The sequence below is a fragment of the Pseudomonas sp. GD04015 genome, assembly GCF_029837675.1.
Taxonomy (GTDB): Bacteria; Pseudomonadota; Gammaproteobacteria; order Pseudomonadales; family Pseudomonadaceae; genus Aquipseudomonas; species Aquipseudomonas paralcaligenes.
Map to the genome: position 1 here is coordinate 107,876 of NZ_JAOEEE010000007.1, position 15,601 is coordinate 123,476.

The 15,601-nt window shown below is 66.4% G+C and carries 26 protein-coding genes; 10 read left to right on the forward strand and 16 right to left on the reverse strand.

Annotation, left to right across the window (positions count from 1 at the left end):
* Positions 1–108: 108 nt before the first annotated feature.
* The 15 genes from N7640_RS08390 to N7640_RS08460 form a co-directional block, all read right to left on the reverse strand.
* Complete coding sequence (locus tag N7640_RS08390; RefSeq protein ID WP_279903470.1) at positions 109–468, reverse strand: four helix bundle protein; 360 nt, start codon at positions 466–468, stop codon at positions 109–111.
* A gap of 23 nt (positions 469–491) precedes the next feature.
* Positions 492–1,145, reverse strand: a complete 654-nt coding sequence (locus N7640_RS08395) for a DUF1566 domain-containing protein (protein WP_279903472.1) — start codon at positions 1,143–1,145, stop codon at positions 492–494.
* Between the two features lie 62 nt (positions 1,146–1,207).
* Positions 1,208–1,828, reverse strand: a complete 621-nt coding sequence (locus N7640_RS08400) for a DUF1566 domain-containing protein (protein ID WP_279903474.1) — start codon at positions 1,826–1,828, stop codon at positions 1,208–1,210.
* 27 nt (positions 1,829–1,855) lie between these two features.
* The gene (locus N7640_RS08405; RefSeq protein WP_279903476.1) at positions 1,856–2,554 is read right to left on the reverse strand and encodes a phosphohydrolase; all 699 of its coding nucleotides are present in this window, start codon (positions 2,552–2,554) and stop codon (positions 1,856–1,858) included.
* Positions 2,551–3,120, reverse strand: a complete 570-nt coding sequence (locus tag N7640_RS08410; protein WP_279903478.1) for a 3'-5' exoribonuclease — start codon at positions 3,118–3,120, stop codon at positions 2,551–2,553. The genes N7640_RS08405 and N7640_RS08410 overlap by 4 nt, the downstream gene beginning before the upstream one ends.
* The gene (locus N7640_RS08415) at positions 3,117–3,857 is read right to left on the reverse strand and encodes a hypothetical protein (RefSeq protein ID WP_279903480.1); all 741 of its coding nucleotides are present in this window, start codon (positions 3,855–3,857) and stop codon (positions 3,117–3,119) included. Before N7640_RS08415 ends, N7640_RS08410 begins: the two co-directional genes overlap by 4 nt.
* A 52-nt stretch (positions 3,858–3,909) precedes the next feature.
* Positions 3,910–4,731 (reverse strand): DUF2303 family protein, encoded by an 822-nt coding sequence (locus N7640_RS08420; RefSeq protein WP_279903481.1) that lies wholly within the window; start codon positions 4,729–4,731, stop codon positions 3,910–3,912.
* A 40-nt stretch (positions 4,732–4,771) separates the two neighbouring features.
* Positions 4,772–5,116, reverse strand: coding sequence for a hypothetical protein (locus N7640_RS08425; protein ID WP_279903482.1), 345 nt, complete (start codon positions 5,114–5,116; stop codon positions 4,772–4,774).
* A gap of 38 nt (positions 5,117–5,154) precedes the next feature.
* Positions 5,155–5,388: a pyocin activator PrtN family protein gene (locus tag N7640_RS08430; RefSeq protein WP_279903483.1), complete on the reverse strand. Its 234-nt coding sequence runs from the start codon at positions 5,386–5,388 to the stop codon at positions 5,155–5,157.
* Positions 5,385–5,753, reverse strand: a complete 369-nt coding sequence (locus tag N7640_RS08435) for a hypothetical protein (RefSeq protein ID WP_279903484.1) — start codon at positions 5,751–5,753, stop codon at positions 5,385–5,387. The genes N7640_RS08430 and N7640_RS08435 overlap by 4 nt, the downstream gene beginning before the upstream one ends.
* Positions 5,750–6,022: a phage antirepressor KilAC domain-containing protein gene (locus tag N7640_RS08440; protein WP_279903485.1), complete on the reverse strand. Its 273-nt coding sequence runs from the start codon at positions 6,020–6,022 to the stop codon at positions 5,750–5,752. The genes N7640_RS08435 and N7640_RS08440 overlap by 4 nt, the downstream gene beginning before the upstream one ends.
* The gene (locus N7640_RS08445) at positions 6,019–6,339 is read right to left on the reverse strand and encodes a hypothetical protein (RefSeq protein ID WP_279903486.1); all 321 of its coding nucleotides are present in this window, start codon (positions 6,337–6,339) and stop codon (positions 6,019–6,021) included. Before N7640_RS08445 ends, N7640_RS08440 begins: the two co-directional genes overlap by 4 nt.
* A gap of 10 nt (positions 6,340–6,349) precedes the next feature.
* On the reverse strand, positions 6,350–6,991 hold the full coding sequence (locus tag N7640_RS08450; RefSeq protein ID WP_279903487.1) for a hypothetical protein: 642 nt from the start codon (positions 6,989–6,991) through the stop codon (positions 6,350–6,352).
* On the reverse strand, positions 6,988–7,197 hold the full coding sequence (locus tag N7640_RS08455; RefSeq protein ID WP_279903488.1) for a hypothetical protein: 210 nt from the start codon (positions 7,195–7,197) through the stop codon (positions 6,988–6,990). The genes N7640_RS08450 and N7640_RS08455 overlap by 4 nt, the downstream gene beginning before the upstream one ends.
* 83 nt (positions 7,198–7,280) lie before the next feature.
* The gene (locus N7640_RS08460) at positions 7,281–8,027 is read right to left on the reverse strand and encodes a helix-turn-helix transcriptional regulator (RefSeq protein ID WP_279903489.1); all 747 of its coding nucleotides are present in this window, start codon (positions 8,025–8,027) and stop codon (positions 7,281–7,283) included.
* Between the two features lie 125 nt (positions 8,028–8,152).
* On the opposite strand from N7640_RS08460, the gene N7640_RS08465 reads away from it, so the two are divergent.
* Positions 8,153–8,401, forward strand: a complete 249-nt coding sequence (locus N7640_RS08465; protein WP_279903490.1) for a YdaS family helix-turn-helix protein — start codon at positions 8,153–8,155, stop codon at positions 8,399–8,401.
* A 165-nt stretch (positions 8,402–8,566) separates the two neighbouring features.
* On the opposite strand, the gene N7640_RS08470 is transcribed toward N7640_RS08465, so the two are convergent.
* Positions 8,567–8,773, reverse strand: coding sequence for a hypothetical protein (locus tag N7640_RS08470; protein ID WP_279903491.1), 207 nt, complete (start codon positions 8,771–8,773; stop codon positions 8,567–8,569).
* 337 nt (positions 8,774–9,110) lie between these two features.
* Between N7640_RS08470 and N7640_RS08475 the strand changes: the two genes are divergently transcribed.
* The 9 genes from N7640_RS08475 to N7640_RS08515 all read left to right on the forward strand — a co-directional run bounded on the left by N7640_RS08475 (position 9,111) and on the right by N7640_RS08515 (position 15,526).
* Entirely contained in the window at positions 9,111–9,599 is a 489-nt protein-coding gene (locus N7640_RS08475) for a hypothetical protein (protein ID WP_279903492.1), read from the forward strand.
* Entirely contained in the window at positions 9,592–9,810 is a 219-nt protein-coding gene (locus tag N7640_RS08480) for a TraR/DksA C4-type zinc finger protein (protein WP_279903493.1), read from the forward strand. Before N7640_RS08475 ends, N7640_RS08480 begins: the two co-directional genes overlap by 8 nt.
* A complete protein-coding gene (locus tag N7640_RS08485) occupies positions 9,807–10,001 on the forward strand; it encodes a hypothetical protein (protein ID WP_279903494.1) in 195 nt (64 codons plus the stop codon). The genes N7640_RS08480 and N7640_RS08485 overlap by 4 nt, the downstream gene beginning before the upstream one ends.
* Before the next feature lie 3 nt (positions 10,002–10,004).
* On the forward strand, positions 10,005–10,613 hold the full coding sequence (locus tag N7640_RS08490; RefSeq protein ID WP_279903495.1) for a hypothetical protein: 609 nt from the start codon (positions 10,005–10,007) through the stop codon (positions 10,611–10,613).
* Positions 10,610–10,867: a hypothetical protein gene (locus N7640_RS08495; protein WP_279903496.1), complete on the forward strand. Its 258-nt coding sequence runs from the start codon at positions 10,610–10,612 to the stop codon at positions 10,865–10,867. Before N7640_RS08490 ends, N7640_RS08495 begins: the two co-directional genes overlap by 4 nt.
* Entirely contained in the window at positions 10,864–13,668 is a 2,805-nt protein-coding gene (locus N7640_RS08500; RefSeq protein WP_279903497.1) for a bifunctional DNA primase/polymerase, read from the forward strand. Before N7640_RS08495 ends, N7640_RS08500 begins: the two co-directional genes overlap by 4 nt.
* Before the next feature lie 342 nt (positions 13,669–14,010).
* Entirely contained in the window at positions 14,011–14,625 is a 615-nt protein-coding gene (locus N7640_RS08505) for a hypothetical protein (protein ID WP_279903498.1), read from the forward strand.
* A 240-nt stretch (positions 14,626–14,865) separates the two neighbouring features.
* Complete coding sequence (locus N7640_RS08510) at positions 14,866–15,216, forward strand: putative holin (protein WP_279903499.1); 351 nt, start codon at positions 14,866–14,868, stop codon at positions 15,214–15,216.
* A complete protein-coding gene (locus N7640_RS08515) occupies positions 15,209–15,526 on the forward strand; it encodes a phage holin family protein (protein WP_279903501.1) in 318 nt (105 codons plus the stop codon). Before N7640_RS08510 ends, N7640_RS08515 begins: the two co-directional genes overlap by 8 nt.
* Positions 15,527–15,601 lie beyond the last annotated feature (75 nt).

Here is a 15,601-nt window from a genome sequence, read left to right on the forward strand (position 1 = left end):
GGCCTGCCCGGGCGAAGCCGGGTGGTTCCCCTGGTGCGCATGTCGGTGGCCTTGTGGGCCAGCGGCACGACCAGAATCAAAATCGCGCTGTCATGAAGGCCGTGACCCTCATGCCTCTGGCGATGCGGCATTGCGTTTCCACCCTGTGGCCTGCCGGCCTATGTCATCGGTCAGTTCAACGGTGCGGCCGTGCTGCTTGGGGCTCAGCAGTCGGAGGTCGACCGCCAGCCGCAGTGCAAGCTCGACAACCTGAATGCCCTCCAGCGCCTGCTGGATGTAGGCGACCCGCGCCGCGCCGGTGGCGCTGTTGGCGCGGAAAACCAGTAGGCTCAGGTCGAAGCACTCGTTGAGCACCCGCTCGCCGAGGGTCCGCCCGAAGGGGCGGCGCCACCCTGCGCTCAGCTCGGCAACGAGCAGAGCCAGTTCAGCGAGGCGCTTGTAGATCGGCAGGTGTTGGGCGATGGCCATGCTGTAAAACTCGCTACCGCGCGCTACGCGCGCGGTTCAAGGGCGTTAAGTGTTGAAGGGGTGACTGCGATTCTGCGGACGGCGAAGGCCGGCCTGGCGCAGGCCTTGCGGCCGCCGTCCTGGTTGCCATCGCCGAAGCCCTGAATCCACGCGTAGCCCGGGCCGTCCTGCGTGCTGGTGAGCCACCAGCCCTTGTTCTCGAACTGCTCGGGGATGTTGGCCCAGCAGAGAAACGCCTCGGCCTGCGAGGGCAGGTAGAGATCGGCGTGCCCTTCCGCCTGCTGCTCGCTGGCCCACTTCGCGGCCGGGTGCTCGACACCGGAGGCGAGTAGGGCACGGGTGTTGGCCAGGCCGTCGCGGCGGTGGTTGGCGCCCTCGATGCGGTGGCCGGCGGAGCCGTAGACGATGGAGTCGATCTGCGCGTGCTTCGGTGCGATCAGGTGGTAGTCCGGTGCGCCGTTCTCGCCGCGGATCACGCCGACGTAGGTGCCGCCCTGGCCCTCCCAGTGCTGGCCGATGGCGGGCGGGATCAGGTACTCGCTGGCGGTGAGCAGTACGCCGACGATGCCCTCCACTGGGGCCAGGCCGGTTTCCTGTTCCAGGGTGTGGCGAGCGAGCAGGGCGTTGTTGGTGAGCAGCGTGGTGGTGCCGACCGACAGGGTGATTTCGTGTTGCATGGTCATGTCCTCAAATTTGGAGCCGACCGCGCGCTGCGCGCGCGGCTGGGAGAGCGAAGTGGTCAAGGGGTGACTTCGATTCTGCGGACGGCGAAGGCCGGCCTGGCGTAGCCCTTGTGGCAGGTGGTCTGGAGGCCACCGACGAAGGCCTGAACCCACGCGAGGAACGGGCCGCCCTGCGTGCTGCTCCAGTAGCCGCACGCTTCCAGCGCCTCCTCCCCGCCCTCCTGAAAAGCGGCATCGGGGCTCTGCGCCGGCTCGCTCGGGGTGTAGAGGTAGCCCGGCGGCAGGCTGCTGGGGTTGTCGCCGTCGCGGAAGCTGCACCAGTTCTCCTCGGCGGTCGGCTTGCAGGCGCGGTAGACCAGTTCGATCTCGTCGCGGGCGCCGAGATACCAGTCCTCGCTGCCGTCAATCGACAGGCCCAGCGCCCAGGCGCCCAGCGCGTAGCCGGCCTCGGCCATGGCGCGGGTGTTCGCCAAGCCGTCGACGCAGCTGGCGGCGCCGGGGATCACGATGCCGGCCTCGCCCCAGCGCGTTTCCGCGTGGAAGCCCTGGGCCTTGGGTGCGCGCACCAGGGCGAAGGTCTTGCCCTGCAGTCCGAACAGGCCCATGAAGAACCCGCCACCCAGCGGCGAACGGAGGGCGGGAACCTGGGCGGCGTTGATGGTGGTGATGATGCTCATTTGTCGTTACCTCGAATCTGGATGGGGTCAGGCGCAGCGCTGGCGGTGGGTGGTGGTGAGCAGCTGCAGCAGGCGGTCATGGAAGTGCTGGCGGACGATCTCTTGCGGGAGCTTCGGTATCCGCTCGCGGATGGGATCGACGCCGCGCAGGCATTCCCACTCGGTCGGGTGGTCCGGCAGCAGGTCGCGGCGCTCGGTGGCGAGCGCGACCATGTCTGCGCGCTTCACGCTGGCGGGCAGCACGGGGTTGAGGTCGAAGCGCTCGCAGATGGCCGTCCAGATGCGCTGCTCGATCTGGTGATACGCGTCCAGCAGCAGCGTCAGCGCGTCGCCGTTGTCCGCGGGCAGCAGGCGGGCGCTGGCGGCGCTGATCATTGCTTTGTTCCGGTCAAGGCCGGCCTCCGCGATGATCGTCAGCCAGGCTTCGGTGCTGGCTTCTGTGGCCTCCGCCAGCAACAGCTTGAGCGGGCGCGTCAGGTCACTGATGTATGCCTCGGTGCTGTCGTGCAGCAGCCCGGCCAGCTGCTCCTCCGCGCTGCCGCCCTCCAGGGCGATCAGGTCGGCCACCAGCAGGCTGTGCTGGGCGACCGAGTAGTGCCAGGCGCTGTGCCCGTTGAAGCGGCACACGTTGCTGAGCGCATGCGCCAGGTCGGCTGCCACGATCATGGCGGCGGCGGGGTTCAGCAGGCTGAACGGCACTGCGTTGTTGGTGAGTATCCAGCTCATGCCGGCACCCCCTGCTGCGCTTTCTGGTGCAGCTGCAAGGCCATGATCAGCTGGCGGGCTTCGTGCTTGGCATCGTCCAGGGCGTGGTGCTTGATACCCTCGAACGGCAGCGTCTCGGCCTCGGGATAGAGGGCCAGCAGGGTGCGCAGGTCGCGGTCATTCCAGAACATCCAGGGGCGTTCGATGTTGTGGGCGTCAAAGGCGCTGCCGATGATTACGTTGTCGAAGCTGCTGCCGTTGCCCCACAGCAGCGCCTGCCGGTTGGGCTCGCCGGTGCGCACGGCGCCCATGAACTCGCACAAGTCCAGCAGTGCCTCGAATACCTGCACAGGCTCAGGGCTGGTGATCGCCTCTTGTGCCTCGCGGCTTTGCCGAAGCCACCAGTTGATCGTGCCGGCGTCTACCGTCAGACCGGCGCTCAGGGAACTCTGCAGGTCGACGTGGCGATAGAACGTGTCGGTGATCTGCAGGTTCTCGATGCGGACGCAGCCGATAGCGACGATGGCGGAGGTCGGGCGGTTGCCCATGGTCTCGAGGTCGAGAATGAAGTGGGTCTGGTTGATCATGCTGCCTCCGGCTGCTTGGCCTTGGAGGCGACCAGGCTCATGGCCTGCTCGTAGCTCAGCACTCGGCGGTAGAAGGGCGTAGTGGGGCCGTCGTGGTTGGTCAGCACCAGGGCCTTGGTCGTGGGCGCCGGCATGCCGGGCTGCCAGTCGTCCACGATCTCGGTCAGGCCCAGCGCCTGGGCGATGGCCTTGGCGTTGGTCGTCTTGCCGCAGCGCTGCGGGCCGTAGACCAGCCAGCTTTTGCCGTTGGGCTGGACGCCGGCAGCGAAGGCGAGAATGTCGTCGGCCGGCGGCAGCGCTGCGTCCAGCTGCTGGATCAGCTGTGCCAGCTTGAGCGAGGCCGTGGCGAGGTGCTGGGCCTGCTCGGTGAGGTTGAGGCTGAGGTAGGTTTTCGCGGCCACGGCCAGCTGCTTGTCGATGATGCGCAGCGTGGTGAGGTCGTCCCGGGTCAGGGAGCGGCGGGCGTATGCGGCGACGCGCTCGTCGCAGTCACGCATGATCGCGTCGCGGTCCAGGCGGTGGGCGGCGCGCAGGTTGGTCTCGGTGGCGCGCTGCGCTTCGAGGTCGCCCTCGATCATGCGGATGCGCTCGACCAGCTGCTGGCGGGCGTCACTGTGGCCGTGGTCGTAGCCCGCGGAGAACGCATTGGCCGCGCTCCGGCGGGCGTACAGGCCCAGGCAGATCAGGCTCAGCACCAGGGCGGCGCCGAGCAGGGACAGGATGGTGATGGGTTGCATGTGCTGTGCCTCGGGGTAGGGCCGGTGGCTGGTACGGCCGCCGGCAGGGTGGTTACTTGTTGAGGGTCAGGGCGCCCAGGGTCAGCGGCACGAAGCCGCCCACTTCCGCCTCCAGTGCTGCCTTGAACTGGCGGGCGAACTCCTCGCGCTGGGCTTCCTCGCCGACCCAGCGCAGCTTCAGCACCGGGACATCGGCGCCGGTGATGACGGACAGGCGCAGGGTGATGGCGGCCGACTGCAGGCCCTCGAACGGGATGGCGGTGAAGATGAAGCCGGTCGGCAGGGTCTCCAGGCTCTTGGCCTCGATCTCATCCATCGAGCTGCGCGCGGCCGAGAAGTCGCCGACCGAGCTGTCACGCTGACTGACGGCCTTGATGCTCATGCGGCGGATGCCGTTGATGGCGGTCGAGAGCACCAGGGACTTGTCGCCCTCTTGGGCTTCCAGATGCGGTGCCCAGTCCTCCAGCCATTCGGCCAGGGCCTGCTGGCTCAGGGGCTTGCCGATGATGGAGTTCAGGGCCGAGTAGGCGGCGGTGGGCTTGAGGTCGAGCGTGGCGGTGTCATCGCCGTGGCCCGGGTTGTCCGGCGTGCCGAGGTTGAAGATCACGCGGGCGCTCATGGCGTCCTGATCGACGAAGCCGGCGGCACCGGGACCCTCGCCGACCTGGCGTTGCACGTAGGCGCTGAAGTCGGCGATGGATTGGGTGCTCATGGCTGCGCGGAAGCGGCTGCGGCCGTCCTGCAGGTGCTCCAGGCTCTGGAGCTTGAAGTTGTCCGGCACCAGGGCGGCGGGCGTCGAGGTGGCGATGTTGATGCCGGCGGCCACAATGGCGTTGGCGGTGATGGTGTCGAGGGCGTCTTTGGACAGCGACATGCTGTAGTTCCTTCTGGTAAGTGGGTTTTCGGGGTGGTACTCAGTCGCGCGGGATCACCGGCGCTTCCGACTGCTTGAACAGCTGGGCCGTCGGGTCGCTCTGGAACAGCTCCAGGCCGTTGGCGGTGACGTACATCGGGGTATCCAGCGCGGTGTCCTCGCGCTTGCTGCCGCGCTTGGTGGGCTGGGCGAAGTCGAGCTTGTGGTTGATCTTCACCTGGTTGCTCTCGCCGATCTGGCTGAGTTCCAGGGTGATGACGACCTTGCCCTTCTTGCCGAACTCGACCACGCCAGCGGCGACGTCGGAGAGGGCGCGGCCGACCTGCTGGCTGAACACGCCTGCGTTGAGGGAGTTGATGAACTCGCCGGTATCAGTGGCTTTCATGGTGCTGTGCCTCTTGGTGGTGGGCTGGTAAGGCCCGGTTACGCCGCTTTCGCGGCTTGCGCGTCGAGCCACTCGGCCAGCTGCGGCAGGAACACGACCCAGGGGCCGCGGTCGCCGCGCTGACGGGTGAGGGGCACGTCGATCTTCTTGGTCCGGTGCTGACGCAGCAGCGCGCGGACGCTCGGGATGTCGGTGAGGTGGTCCTGCAGCAGCTGCTCGGCGGTGATGTAGTTCGCCGGGTAGCGGCGCCGCAGTTGCTCGAGGGTGTTCAAGGCCACACCTCCCCGCGGCGGGCGGAGAGGCGGGCCTGCAGCAGTTCCACCAGCCCTTCGGCGGTGCCTGCGGCGCCGCTGGCGGCGATGTTGCCGGCCTCGTCGGTGATCACTGCCCCGAGCGGGCGCACCGGGTCGTGGGTGATGGTGACGTGCGGCAGCCAGCGCGCCGGGGTGATGGCCAGCAGGGCGGTGTAGAGCGTCACCAGGGCGATAGCCTCGGCCGGGATGCTCTCCAGGCGCTCGATGCACTCGCGGGCGGCGTCGCGCACCACTTCGGCGGCGACCGCCGTGGGGTTGCGGTAGTGCATGTCGGCCAGCTTGACCACGCCGATGGCGTCGGTGATGGGGTTGGGCTTGCTCATGCGACGTGGTCCTTCTTGATCTCGACGCGCAGCTGGGCGGCAAGCCAGGCGAGGCCCTTCTCGGTGACCTTGATCACGGCGTAGTGCTTGCGAAAGCCGAGCTGGCGGGGCTGGGTGGTGCGCGGCTCCTCGAACAGGTGGCCGCCACCGACGTGCTGTGCCGCCAGGCTGCCGTCGCGGTTGAGGTGCTTGTGCTCGCGCAGCCACGCGCGCAGCGCGTTCTCGCTCATGCCCAGGGCCTGGGCAGCTGCCTTGAGGGGGCGATTCATGGGTGCTCCTCCCGCCCGGCGCCGCAGCAGGCGAGGCCAGGCAGGCCCGTGCGGTAGGAGAGCGCCGGATTGACGGTGCAGGGCAGTTCCTGCAGGCGGCACCAGGCACCGCGCAGGTGCTTGCACCCCTGGCAATCGCGGTTGTCGCTCCAGGCGCGGGCAACTGCGGCGGAGCCGGCGGCGCGCGCCAGGCGCAGCCACTCGGCCCAGCGGGCGCGGCGCTCCGGGGTGGAAATGGTCAGCATCTTGTCGCCGAGCAGGTCGGCGAAGCGGATATCCAGCGTCACCGCCGGCAACAGCAGGGTCTGTTGGCGCATGGTCTGACCCTCAAGCGGCTGCAGCGAGGCGCCCGAGGGCGGCGGCTTCGATCCACTCGCACAGCCGGGCCAGGTAGAGGCCATCACCCGGCTTGAGCGCCAGGGCGTGGCGCTGCTTGTAGATGCGCAGCTCAGCCTCCAGGCCGTGGCCGGCCGGGTGGTCGATGCGATCCACCGTCAGCGTGGCGGTGTGCGAGAGCGGCCCGGTGAAGAGCTGCAGCTCGGCATCGCCTCCGTCCAGCACCAGGCGCTGCACAGCCGAGAGGCTGGCATCGTCCAGCGTGCTGTACAGCTCGGGTTCCTGGGCTTCCTGCTCGGCCGGCGCCTGGGCTTCCGGTGCGGGCTGCGGCAGGTAGCCGTGCAGGGCGGCCCGCATGAAGGACAGCTTGCGCTCGGCGGCCTGCAGTTCGGCGGCGTACATCTCGTCGTCGTCCCATGGACTGCGGTAGGGCTCCCAGTACGCGCTGGCGGTGGCGATTTCCTTGGGCGCGGGGAATCCCTGCCGCCAGGTGCTGGTGGCGGGGTAGATGCGCACTTGAATCTGGCGGATGTGGCCTGCGGTCTCGACGAACACCATGTAGCGCGGATCGACGGACAGCAGGGCGCTGATCTGCATGATCTGGATCAGCAGCAGCTGGACGGCCGGAGTCATGCCGCACCTCCGTCGAAGCCAGAGAAGTCCTCGAAGGCGGGCAGGGTGATCGGCAGCGGGGTGGATGCGAGCCGGGGGCGGCCGCCAGCGAGCACGATCAGGCGGCCGGTGGCCTGCTGGACGGCTTTGACGGCGTCAGGGTTGGTGATGCAGGCCGGGTGGATGAGTACCTGGCGGCTACTGGGTGTGGTGGTGTGCTGTGCCATGTCGCGTTCCCTTGGTAAGTGGGTACGCGAGCAAGTTACCTAATGGTAAATCTCTGGGTCAATACCTTTTGGTAAAAATATTCTTACATCAGTACTGAGTACCAAAAAACTTTACCAATGATGCGAATCCGCTGAGCGACGTAGTCCGGTTCGTAGCGCTCGTCAGGATGCTCGTCTTGGTTGTAGCTCCTGAGCCTCAGCCCGCCGCCTGGCAATCTATAAAGGACCTTCACCCGTAGTTGGCCTTCGTGGTCAATCGCATACATCTGACCGTCCTTCACGGCGGTGGAAGCTGTATCGATTCCAATTGTGCTGCCCTCGGGTAACACCGGCTCCATGCTGTTTCCGGTGACCGTAGCGCATGCCGCCATTGTCGGATCAATATTCTTCCGCTTCAGCGTCCGCAGCCCAAACCGTAGCTTCCGTCCTCCAGTCTCCAGCATGACTTCCGATCCCTTGCCGGCGGATATCTCTACTTCCTTGTAGAACGGAAGTTCAACCTCGTCCACGCCTAGAGGGGTGTCGTCATCCCAGGTCTCAATGGGCATCAGCATGCGGGACATCGCGCCGTCTTCTAAGAGGCTGCGCCGCTCGTGGGTGTCGTTGCCGGGCTCCGAGTCCAGGGCGCCGGGAGCGAGGCCAAGCGTATCTTCGATATAGCGAGCGAACTTTTCGCCTATGGTTTTGGCGTGCGGTCCGGTAGTAGCAAGACAGCGGCTTAGGTAGCTCGATTGGCGCTCCACGGCAGTGGCAAGCGCGCTGATCTTGCCTTCGAATCGGGAGTCGACAAGGGCACGAAGGTTGTTGCGTCTGATGTCGTGAATGTTCATGGGTTGGATGGTCGCGCCATTGTTACTAAAAAGTAAATTACCGTTTGGTGTTGACTGCTTTTACCGATAGGTAAATACTCCGCCTCGAAGTTGCTCGGCCGCTTTGGCAAGTGCAGAGGACGCCCATGAATCTCCACTCATACATAAAGCCCCTCTCGAAAGAGGATCTCGAGGCCTTTTCGGCTCGTTGCGACACGACCTCCGGGCAGATCAAGCAAGTCGCCTATGGCCGCCGCCCAAGCGCGGAACTCGCCATTAAGATCGAGATAGCGAGCGGCGGCAGGGTTACCTGCGAACAGCTGCGCCCGGACGTGAATTGGGGTTACCTCCGCGGGACTGCCCGGATGGACGGCGGCCAGGAGGCTGCCGCGTGATTGTCACCGATAGCATTGAGCAGGCCGGCACCCCCGGCCCTGGCTTGGAAGTGCTGATCCGCCACACCGAGGCCGGCTTACTGCTCCAGGCCCGCATGGACGGTGCCGTGTTCGAGAGCTACGCACCACGCGACGTTGAAACTGCCTTGGCGGCAGCCGGCTACCTCATTCGAGGTTCTCAACCACCACGAGCCCTGTTTCTTTGTCGCGATACACCAGTTCGTTGAACTCGATCTGGTGCAGTTCGGGGGCTCGCTGCTTGACGCGGTAGAACTCCAGGCCACTGAAGTCGAGTTCATGGTTGTCGGGGATGCCTTCGAGCATCTGCTTGAGCATCCCGACAGTGATCAGTTGAGGGGTACGAGTAGGCATAGAGCAGTCCTTTACATTTCAATCCAGCCCCGCCAGGCACAGCAATGGAAAAACGGGCGGGGTGTCCGGCACCGGGAGCCTTACCAGCAGAACGGTGCCGGACGGGACAGTCGGAATTTTGCCTGTCGCCTCGGCGGCAGGTAGGTGCAGGGGCCGGGACCCACTTACCAATGAAACCCTGGCCCCTGCGGGGTCGGAGCCGATTACCAGTCGGCTCCTCAACAACCGCGGATGCCCCGAGGCACAGCAAGTACATAGGGGCGGTGCGGCTGCTGTAGGCGAATAGTACGGGCATTGCCCTGCGGCCGCCTATGGTAGTGATCGGGTTTTACTACCAATGAGCACAGCACACTCACCGTTGGACCAGGGGCCGAGTCAGCCCCTGGAGGCGGCTATCGACGCCGATTGCCGCGAATACCGCGGCGGCCACAAGGCCGTTTGCGCCATCCTCGACGAGCCCTACGGCCCGTTCCAGAAACGCCTCTCCGGCGCCTACCCCGATAACCACCTGCACGCCGATGACGCGGCGCGGGTGATCGAACTCGTGCGCGGTGCCCATGTGCGGCGCTGGTTCGAGGAGGTCTACGGCGTCACCAGCTACCAGGCGCAGCCGGTCGAGGCCAGCCGAGACGCGCTGTTGTCGCTCGGCCGCTACCTGCAGCAGGAGGCGGGGTTCGTCTCCAGCGTCGCCGAGGGCGCGGCCGATGGCCGCTGGGAGCGGCATGAGGTCGAGGAACTGGAGCGTCATGCCACCGAGCTGATGCGGCAGTTGCTCGGCATCGTGGCCGGCGCACGCCTGGCGATGGAGGGCCGCCAACATGGCTGACTTCTGCGACCTGGCCACTGAGCGCACCGACCAGCTGCTGGAGGATGCCCTCGCCCGCCACCAGCGCGCCGTACTGGCGGCGCCCGCCACCAGCGCGCTGTACTGCGAGGAATGCGATACCGCCATTCCGCTGGCCCGCCGTGAGGCCATTCCGGGCTGCCAGACCTGCGTTGAATGTCAGGCGCTCCTCGAACGGAGGGGCAGGGCATGATTGACCAGACTCTGGACCGCGCCATCACCGAGGCGGCGCGCTTCATCGTGCAGGCCAAGCGCTTGCGGGCCGCCCGCAAGCGCGACCGCGATGTGGGCCTGCCCCTGCGCCACCCCGTCGAGTCCGGCGCGGCCCGCCGCGCGAGCATGGACCTGACGCGCGCGCTCGCCGATCTGCGGCAGGGGAGGTAGGCCATGGCGATTCTTGAATGCGTGAACTGCCCCGGCCGCACCGATCACTCGACGGCTGATTGCCCGATGGTGGTAGCCGGACAGGATGGTGACTATGCCCTGGTGCCATACGACCCGACGCCGGAGATGGTGGCGGCCGCCGAGGAGGCCCACATGCCGTTCGGCGATATGAGTCTGGCCGTCCGCATGGCTGTTCTCGCCGCGCCGGTGCAGCCGGCGGACTGTCCAGATGACTACCAGCCTGTGCCGGTGGAGTTGCTGGGCATGGCAGTTGATCTACTCCACGACCTGCGCAGCGGCTCTGCTGTCGAGCGGCGTTTGCGAGCCCTGCTCGCCTCACGGGCTGCTGCCAAGCTACCGCCCCCCCCTCAACCATCACCACCATCGCCGCACCATTCCGGCGGAGTCACCGAATTGGTCGAGGCTCTGGAGTTCTACGCGCAAGGCAACCACCTGCTGCTTGCTGACCCTGATGCTTGGGATACCTGCAGTGGTGAGCCCCTGAACTTCCTGCACGACGAGGCCGGTACGGCGAGCGTCGAAGACGGTTCGATTGCCAAGGCGGCGCTGGCCGCCTACCGCGGGCAGCAGGGCGAAGGAGAGCGGACATGACCGTGTTCTGCATCATCCTGCTGATCCTGTTCGCGCTGCATTGGGTTGCGGCAGACCATAGCGGGCATCGCTGGGTCTACCGGAACCCATACACCCGCACCTGCCAGAATTGCGGCCGGCAAGAAGACCACCACTGCAGTAGCTGGGCCTGGGAGGCCAGAGGCTTCCGGGCGGGCGGCTGGTGGGAGGAAATGCGCCCGGGCAGTGGTAATAAGTGCAAGGCAGTCGCAGAGAAGCCGGAGGCTGCCGAATGACGAAGGCAGCAGTACACGCCAACATGGCCGCCTGGGCGCGGCGCTATATCGAAGTGTTCGGCCTGGCCCTGGTGGCCATCGAGCCGGGGCAGAAGGCCCCGAAGGGCAATGGCTGGAACAAGCCGGGGGGCTACCTGACGGACCCGGACGCGGCCGAGGCGTTCTGGACGAAGCACCCGAAGCACAACATGGGGGTGGTCCACGGCCCGAGCCGGGTGTGCTCGCTGGACGTTGACCATGTGGGGTACACCCGCCAGGTGCTGATGGACCTGCTGGGCGTCGATCTGGATGCGCTCGCGGTGGCCTACCCGACGGTGGTGGGCAACCCCGAGCGCTTCCGCTTGCTGTTCCGGGTGCCGGACGGCCTGGAGTTGAGCCGCCATTCGCTGAGCTGGCCCAATCCGAAGGACCCGGATGGCAGCAAGCACCGACTGGCGACCAAGGCCCTGAAGCAGGCGCGCGAGGAGCAGGACCAGCAGCAGATCGAGGCCATGCAGGCGCGGCAGAGGGAGTTCTCGCCGGTGACGGTGTTCGAGCTGCGCGCCGGGACGGTGCAGGATGTGTTGCCGCCGTCGATCCACCCGGACACCGGCAAGCCGTACATCTGGCGCAACCCGCCTCCGGCCGAGGGGCTGCTGGAGTTGCCGCGGGATCTGGTGAACATCTGGACCAACTGGGACATTTTCAAGCGCGACGCGCTGGCGGCCTGTGCATGGGCGCCGAGTGCCGCGAAGCCCCGGGCGAAGGCGAAGAAGGCGGCGCCCCGGAAGGAGGCTGGCGACCAGCCCTCGGTGATCGACGCCTTCAACCGTGGGCACGATGTGGAGGCGCTGCTGCAGCGCCACGGCTACATCAAGCGGGGGAGGAAGTGGTTGGCGCCGCAGAGTTCGACCGGCCTGCCGGGTGTGTCCGTGGTGGAGCAGCCGGGGGAGCCGTCCCGGGTCTTTTCGCACCACGGCTCGGACCCGCTGGCCAACGGGCACATGAACGATCCGTTCGATGTGTTCTGCATCCTCGAGCACAACGGCGACACATCTGCGGCCATCAAGGCGGCGGCCAGGGCGATGGGGCTGGAGCACAAGCGCTCCGGCCCACGGTCCCCGGAGCCGCCGCCCGTTGGCGGGTCCAGCGTTCGGGAGGCCTTGGAGCAGTTCGATGCCTTGATGAGCGAGGGCGCTGAGGCAGCTGGCGCTGGCGCTGGCGATCTTCCCCCGGCACCCCCATCTGACGGCGACTCCGCGGCAAAGCCCGGCACCACCGAAAGCGGGGGAGCGGGGGGTGGGCCTAGCCTGAACAGCTTGCTGCGGCGCTATGCGCTGGTCGAGGGAACCACTCACGTGTGGGACTACGACCAGGCGAAGAAGATGAAGCAGAGCGCCTTCGTGGCGCACGTGGGCAAGGAATCGTTCAAGGCGTGGTCGGCCGTCATCGATCCGAAGCGCAAGAAGCGGGTGAGCGAGGAATGGGTGCGCGATATCGAACGCGCCCAGCTGATGGCCGGCAAGGCGGTGGGGGATGCCGCGATGCCGATGATGATCCGCTATGTGTACATCGACGGCACGAAGGACGCCTGGGACTACGCGAAGAAGCGGCGCATCCCCGAGGGCGCGGTGAAGATGGCCCTGGGCGATGCGTACAGCCTCTGGCTGAACAGCCCGGATCGGCGGGTGGTGGACATGAATCACATCGTGTTCGACCCCACGTCGACGCTCGACCCGGAGGTGTACATCAACACCTATGAGGGCCTGCCGCTGCTGCCGAAGCGGGATGATGCCGCCTGCGAGAATCTGCGCTGGTTGATCGAGTTTCTGTGCAACCACGATACGGCCGCCGCCACCTGGCTGATCCGCTGGCTGGCGTACCCGCTGCAGCACTCCGGGGCAAAGATGGACACGGCGGTGCTGATGCACTCGACGCAGGAGGGCTCGGGCAAGAGTCTGCTGTTCTCCGTTGCCCTCGGCCGGCTGTATGGCCAGTACAGCGCGACGGTGGGGCAGACCCAGCTGGAGGGCAGCTTCAACGCCTGGCAGAGCGGCAAGTTGTGGGCCGTGTTCGAGGAGGTGGTGTCGCGCGATCAGAAGTACAACCAGGTCGGCAAGATCAAGCAGTTGATCACCGGCCAGACGGTGCGCATCGAGAGCAAGTTCGTGAACGGCTGGGAGGAAGCCAGCCACATGAATGCGGTGTTCCTGTCGAATGAGATCGTGCCATGGCCGATCAGCGACAGCGACAGGCGCTTTCTGGTGATGTGGCCGGAGGAGAAGCTGCCGCCGGAGCGCCAGAAGGCGATCAAGCATGAGCTGGAGCATGGCGGCGTCGAGGCGCTGTACGCCTGGCTGCTCGCCCAGGACCTGGCCGACTTCGACCAGCAGACCAAGCCGCCCAGCACGCCCGCCCGGGAGCGGCTGGTGGCGCTCAGCAGGGCGCCCTGGCAGACGTTCATCCACTTGTGGCGCACCGCCCAGCTCGGCGACGGGTTGTGGGGTGGATGCTTGTCGTCGGACCTGTACGCGCTGTTTCTGGAGTGGTGCCACCGGAACAAGGAGCACTCGATGAGTCAGACGAAGTTCAGTCTGTTCATCGAGACGATGGGGGTGGAGAAGACGCGTGCGATCCCCTGGACGGAGCGAACGACCCGGCGATTCAGCGCGTGGCTCTTCCCCAAGGATGACCAGTCCTTCCTGCCACCATCCACCAAGGCGGCCGATCTCGGCAAGCACGTCGAGGAATGGCGAACCCGCGCTCGCCTGGCTGGCTGGAACGTGGACGGCTGGGACCATGTGAAGGGGACCACGCCATGAGTGCGCCTGCATGTGTGTTGGGTGTGTCGGCTGTGTGTAGGGGCGATCCTCGAACCCTACACAGCTGCAAGCCGCGTGGTTCGGGGCGGGCGCGGGTGGTGTGTTGGGTGTGTAAGGTTTTCGCGCGCGGGTGCGCGTGCGCGGGAATATTTTCACCAACTCCACTCACCGGATTGATGGTGATGTTTTTTCACTACGCGAGGAACGAAAAGCCTTACAAACCCTACACACCTTGCACAGACAGCATTAATGCTTTGTTTTCAAAGGCTTTTTTGTGTGTTGGGTGTGTGTTGGGTTGGGGTGTTCTGTGTAGGGTTTGGGTCTGCGGCGGGGAGTACAGCCATGATTGAGCGGATTGAGGTGTTGCTGAAGGGGTGGGGACAGGAGCGGATCAGTCCGCGCCTGGAGGTGAGCATGCCTTCGCCGTTGGGGCGGGTGGACGATGATGCACCGGCCGCCGGGCCAGGCCCGCGGTGCTTGTCGGGCGTGGAGTGCTGGGTGGCGATGAGTCGCGCCGTGGAAGCGGTCGACCGGGTGCTCAATGACCTGGCCGAGTCTGGCTCCAGGGGGCGGGTGCTGTATCAGCTGGCGGTGGCGCGATACTGCCAGGCGCCCCGCCTGCGGGTGGATGAGCAGGCGCGGCGCCTGGGCATTGCGGAGCGCACATACCGCTGCCGAGTGGATGAACTGCACGCCGAGGTGGCCGCCGCGTGGCCAGGGGCTGTCCAGGCTCAGGCGCAAGCCGAGGCATCGACGCCGGCTGCACGTGCTATCGCTCAGCGGCGGAAGGATGCCGAGCGGGAAGGACGGCGGGTGCGGCGGGTGTCGGCGCGCATCGAGAAGGCCGCCGGGAAGCGCCAGGCGGTCGATGCGGGGCTTACCGTTCGTCGGGACGAAAAACCAAATGCCGACCATCTGCATACCAAATGCGCGCATTTGGCGACCACGCCGGAATAGGGCATTGCTGGTGTTGCATGTCGTCGGTACAAAGGCGCCAAGGCTTGAAAGCTGCGCCCGCAGTGAAGCAAGCCACCGCGCACTTGTGCTGTGCACCCCGGACGGACTTGGCCGTCCACCACGAAGCCCTGCTCTGCAGGGCTTTGTCTTTTCCGGCCTGCCGTCTGGACAGTGCGGCAGGCCCTTGCCCCTCAACGGCGGGGCTTTTTCTTCTGGCCCTTGGCCGCCCGGGAGGTAGTGATGAGCGAGCCGAGTGGCGTGGTGGTAGCAGGGGCGTTGGGCGTCGGCGCCGCCGGCCTGCTTTCCGGCATCGATGGCAATGCGGCGACCGGGGCTCTGTGCGGGGCAATGATCTTCTTCATGACCCGCCGTGAGTTCCCCTTGGCCGAGAGGGCGGCGTACTTCCTGATCAGCCTGGTGATGGGGTATCTGCTCAGCCCTGGGCTGGCCGAGGTGCAGATCGGCGGCATTCGCCCCTTCGTCTACTCCGGCCCGGCAGCGTTCGGTGCATCGCTCATGGTTGTGACCATTTCCCGGGCTGCGCTACGCAAGCGGGCCAGGGTCGACGATGGAGGTGAGGCCGATGGCTAGCTTGCTGCTGACCCAGCTGACGTTCTTGTTCAGCGCGGTGATCTTCGTCCGCCTGTTCACCTACCGCCGCAACGGCGCCCGATATCGCCTCGGCATGTCGGTGACTGCCGTGGCGGTGATGGTGGCAGCAGGCCGGTTGATCATCGAGACGCTGACGGGCGGGCTGGTCGTCCCTGCGCAATGCTGGCCGCTTGTCCTGCTGCTCGCCGTGTTTGCCTGCGGGGTGCTGCGCACCGGCGGCAACGTCGCGGGCCTTCTTCGTCCTGAGCCTGAAGTTTGGTCAGGCGATGAGCGCCGCCGCCCCCGGTGACCGCCTGATGGGCACGGGTCCTTCCTGGCGCCTCGCCCCTTGCGGCGACGTAGACCGCGGTTTCTTTCCAGATAG

Coding starts and splice junctions, on each gene's coding strand:
- N7640_RS08390 (WP_279903470.1), bottom strand. CDS start 468: ATGGCCATCGCCCAACACCTGCCGATCTACAAGCGCCTCGCTGAACTG.
- N7640_RS08395 (WP_279903472.1), bottom strand. CDS start 1,145: ATGCAACACGAAATCACCCTGTCGGTCGGCACCACCACGCTGCTCACC.
- N7640_RS08400 (WP_279903474.1), bottom strand. CDS start 1,828: ATGAGCATCATCACCACCATCAACGCCGCCCAGGTTCCCGCCCTCCGT.
- N7640_RS08405 (WP_279903476.1), bottom strand. CDS start 2,554: ATGAGCTGGATACTCACCAACAACGCAGTGCCGTTCAGCCTGCTGAAC.
- N7640_RS08410 (WP_279903478.1), bottom strand. CDS start 3,120: ATGATCAACCAGACCCACTTCATTCTCGACCTCGAGACCATGGGCAAC.
- N7640_RS08415 (WP_279903480.1), bottom strand. CDS start 3,857: ATGCAACCCATCACCATCCTGTCCCTGCTCGGCGCCGCCCTGGTGCTG.
- N7640_RS08420 (WP_279903481.1), bottom strand. CDS start 4,731: ATGTCGCTGTCCAAAGACGCCCTCGACACCATCACCGCCAACGCCATT.
- N7640_RS08425 (WP_279903482.1), bottom strand. CDS start 5,116: ATGAAAGCCACTGATACCGGCGAGTTCATCAACTCCCTCAACGCAGGC.
- N7640_RS08435 (WP_279903484.1), bottom strand. CDS start 5,753: ATGAGCAAGCCCAACCCCATCACCGACGCCATCGGCGTGGTCAAGCTG.
- N7640_RS08440 (WP_279903485.1), bottom strand. CDS start 6,022: ATGAATCGCCCCCTCAAGGCAGCTGCCCAGGCCCTGGGCATGAGCGAG.
- N7640_RS08445 (WP_279903486.1), bottom strand. CDS start 6,339: ATGCGCCAACAGACCCTGCTGTTGCCGGCGGTGACGCTGGATATCCGC.
- N7640_RS08450 (WP_279903487.1), bottom strand. CDS start 6,991: ATGACTCCGGCCGTCCAGCTGCTGCTGATCCAGATCATGCAGATCAGC.
- N7640_RS08455 (WP_279903488.1), bottom strand. CDS start 7,197: ATGGCACAGCACACCACCACACCCAGTAGCCGCCAGGTACTCATCCAC.
- N7640_RS08460 (WP_279903489.1), bottom strand. CDS start 8,027: ATGAACATTCACGACATCAGACGCAACAACCTTCGTGCCCTTGTCGAC.
- N7640_RS08465 (WP_279903490.1), top strand. CDS start 8,153: ATGAATCTCCACTCATACATAAAGCCCCTCTCGAAAGAGGATCTCGAG.
- N7640_RS08470 (WP_279903491.1), bottom strand. CDS start 8,773: ATGCCTACTCGTACCCCTCAACTGATCACTGTCGGGATGCTCAAGCAG.
- N7640_RS08475 (WP_279903492.1), top strand. CDS start 9,111: ATGAGCACAGCACACTCACCGTTGGACCAGGGGCCGAGTCAGCCCCTG.
- N7640_RS08480 (WP_279903493.1), top strand. CDS start 9,592: ATGGCTGACTTCTGCGACCTGGCCACTGAGCGCACCGACCAGCTGCTG.
- N7640_RS08485 (WP_279903494.1), top strand. CDS start 9,807: ATGATTGACCAGACTCTGGACCGCGCCATCACCGAGGCGGCGCGCTTC.
- N7640_RS08490 (WP_279903495.1), top strand. CDS start 10,005: ATGGCGATTCTTGAATGCGTGAACTGCCCCGGCCGCACCGATCACTCG.
- N7640_RS08495 (WP_279903496.1), top strand. CDS start 10,610: ATGACCGTGTTCTGCATCATCCTGCTGATCCTGTTCGCGCTGCATTGG.
- N7640_RS08500 (WP_279903497.1), top strand. CDS start 10,864: ATGACGAAGGCAGCAGTACACGCCAACATGGCCGCCTGGGCGCGGCGC.
- N7640_RS08505 (WP_279903498.1), top strand. CDS start 14,011: ATGATTGAGCGGATTGAGGTGTTGCTGAAGGGGTGGGGACAGGAGCGG.
- N7640_RS08510 (WP_279903499.1), top strand. CDS start 14,866: ATGAGCGAGCCGAGTGGCGTGGTGGTAGCAGGGGCGTTGGGCGTCGGC.
- N7640_RS08515 (WP_279903501.1), top strand. CDS start 15,209: ATGGCTAGCTTGCTGCTGACCCAGCTGACGTTCTTGTTCAGCGCGGTG.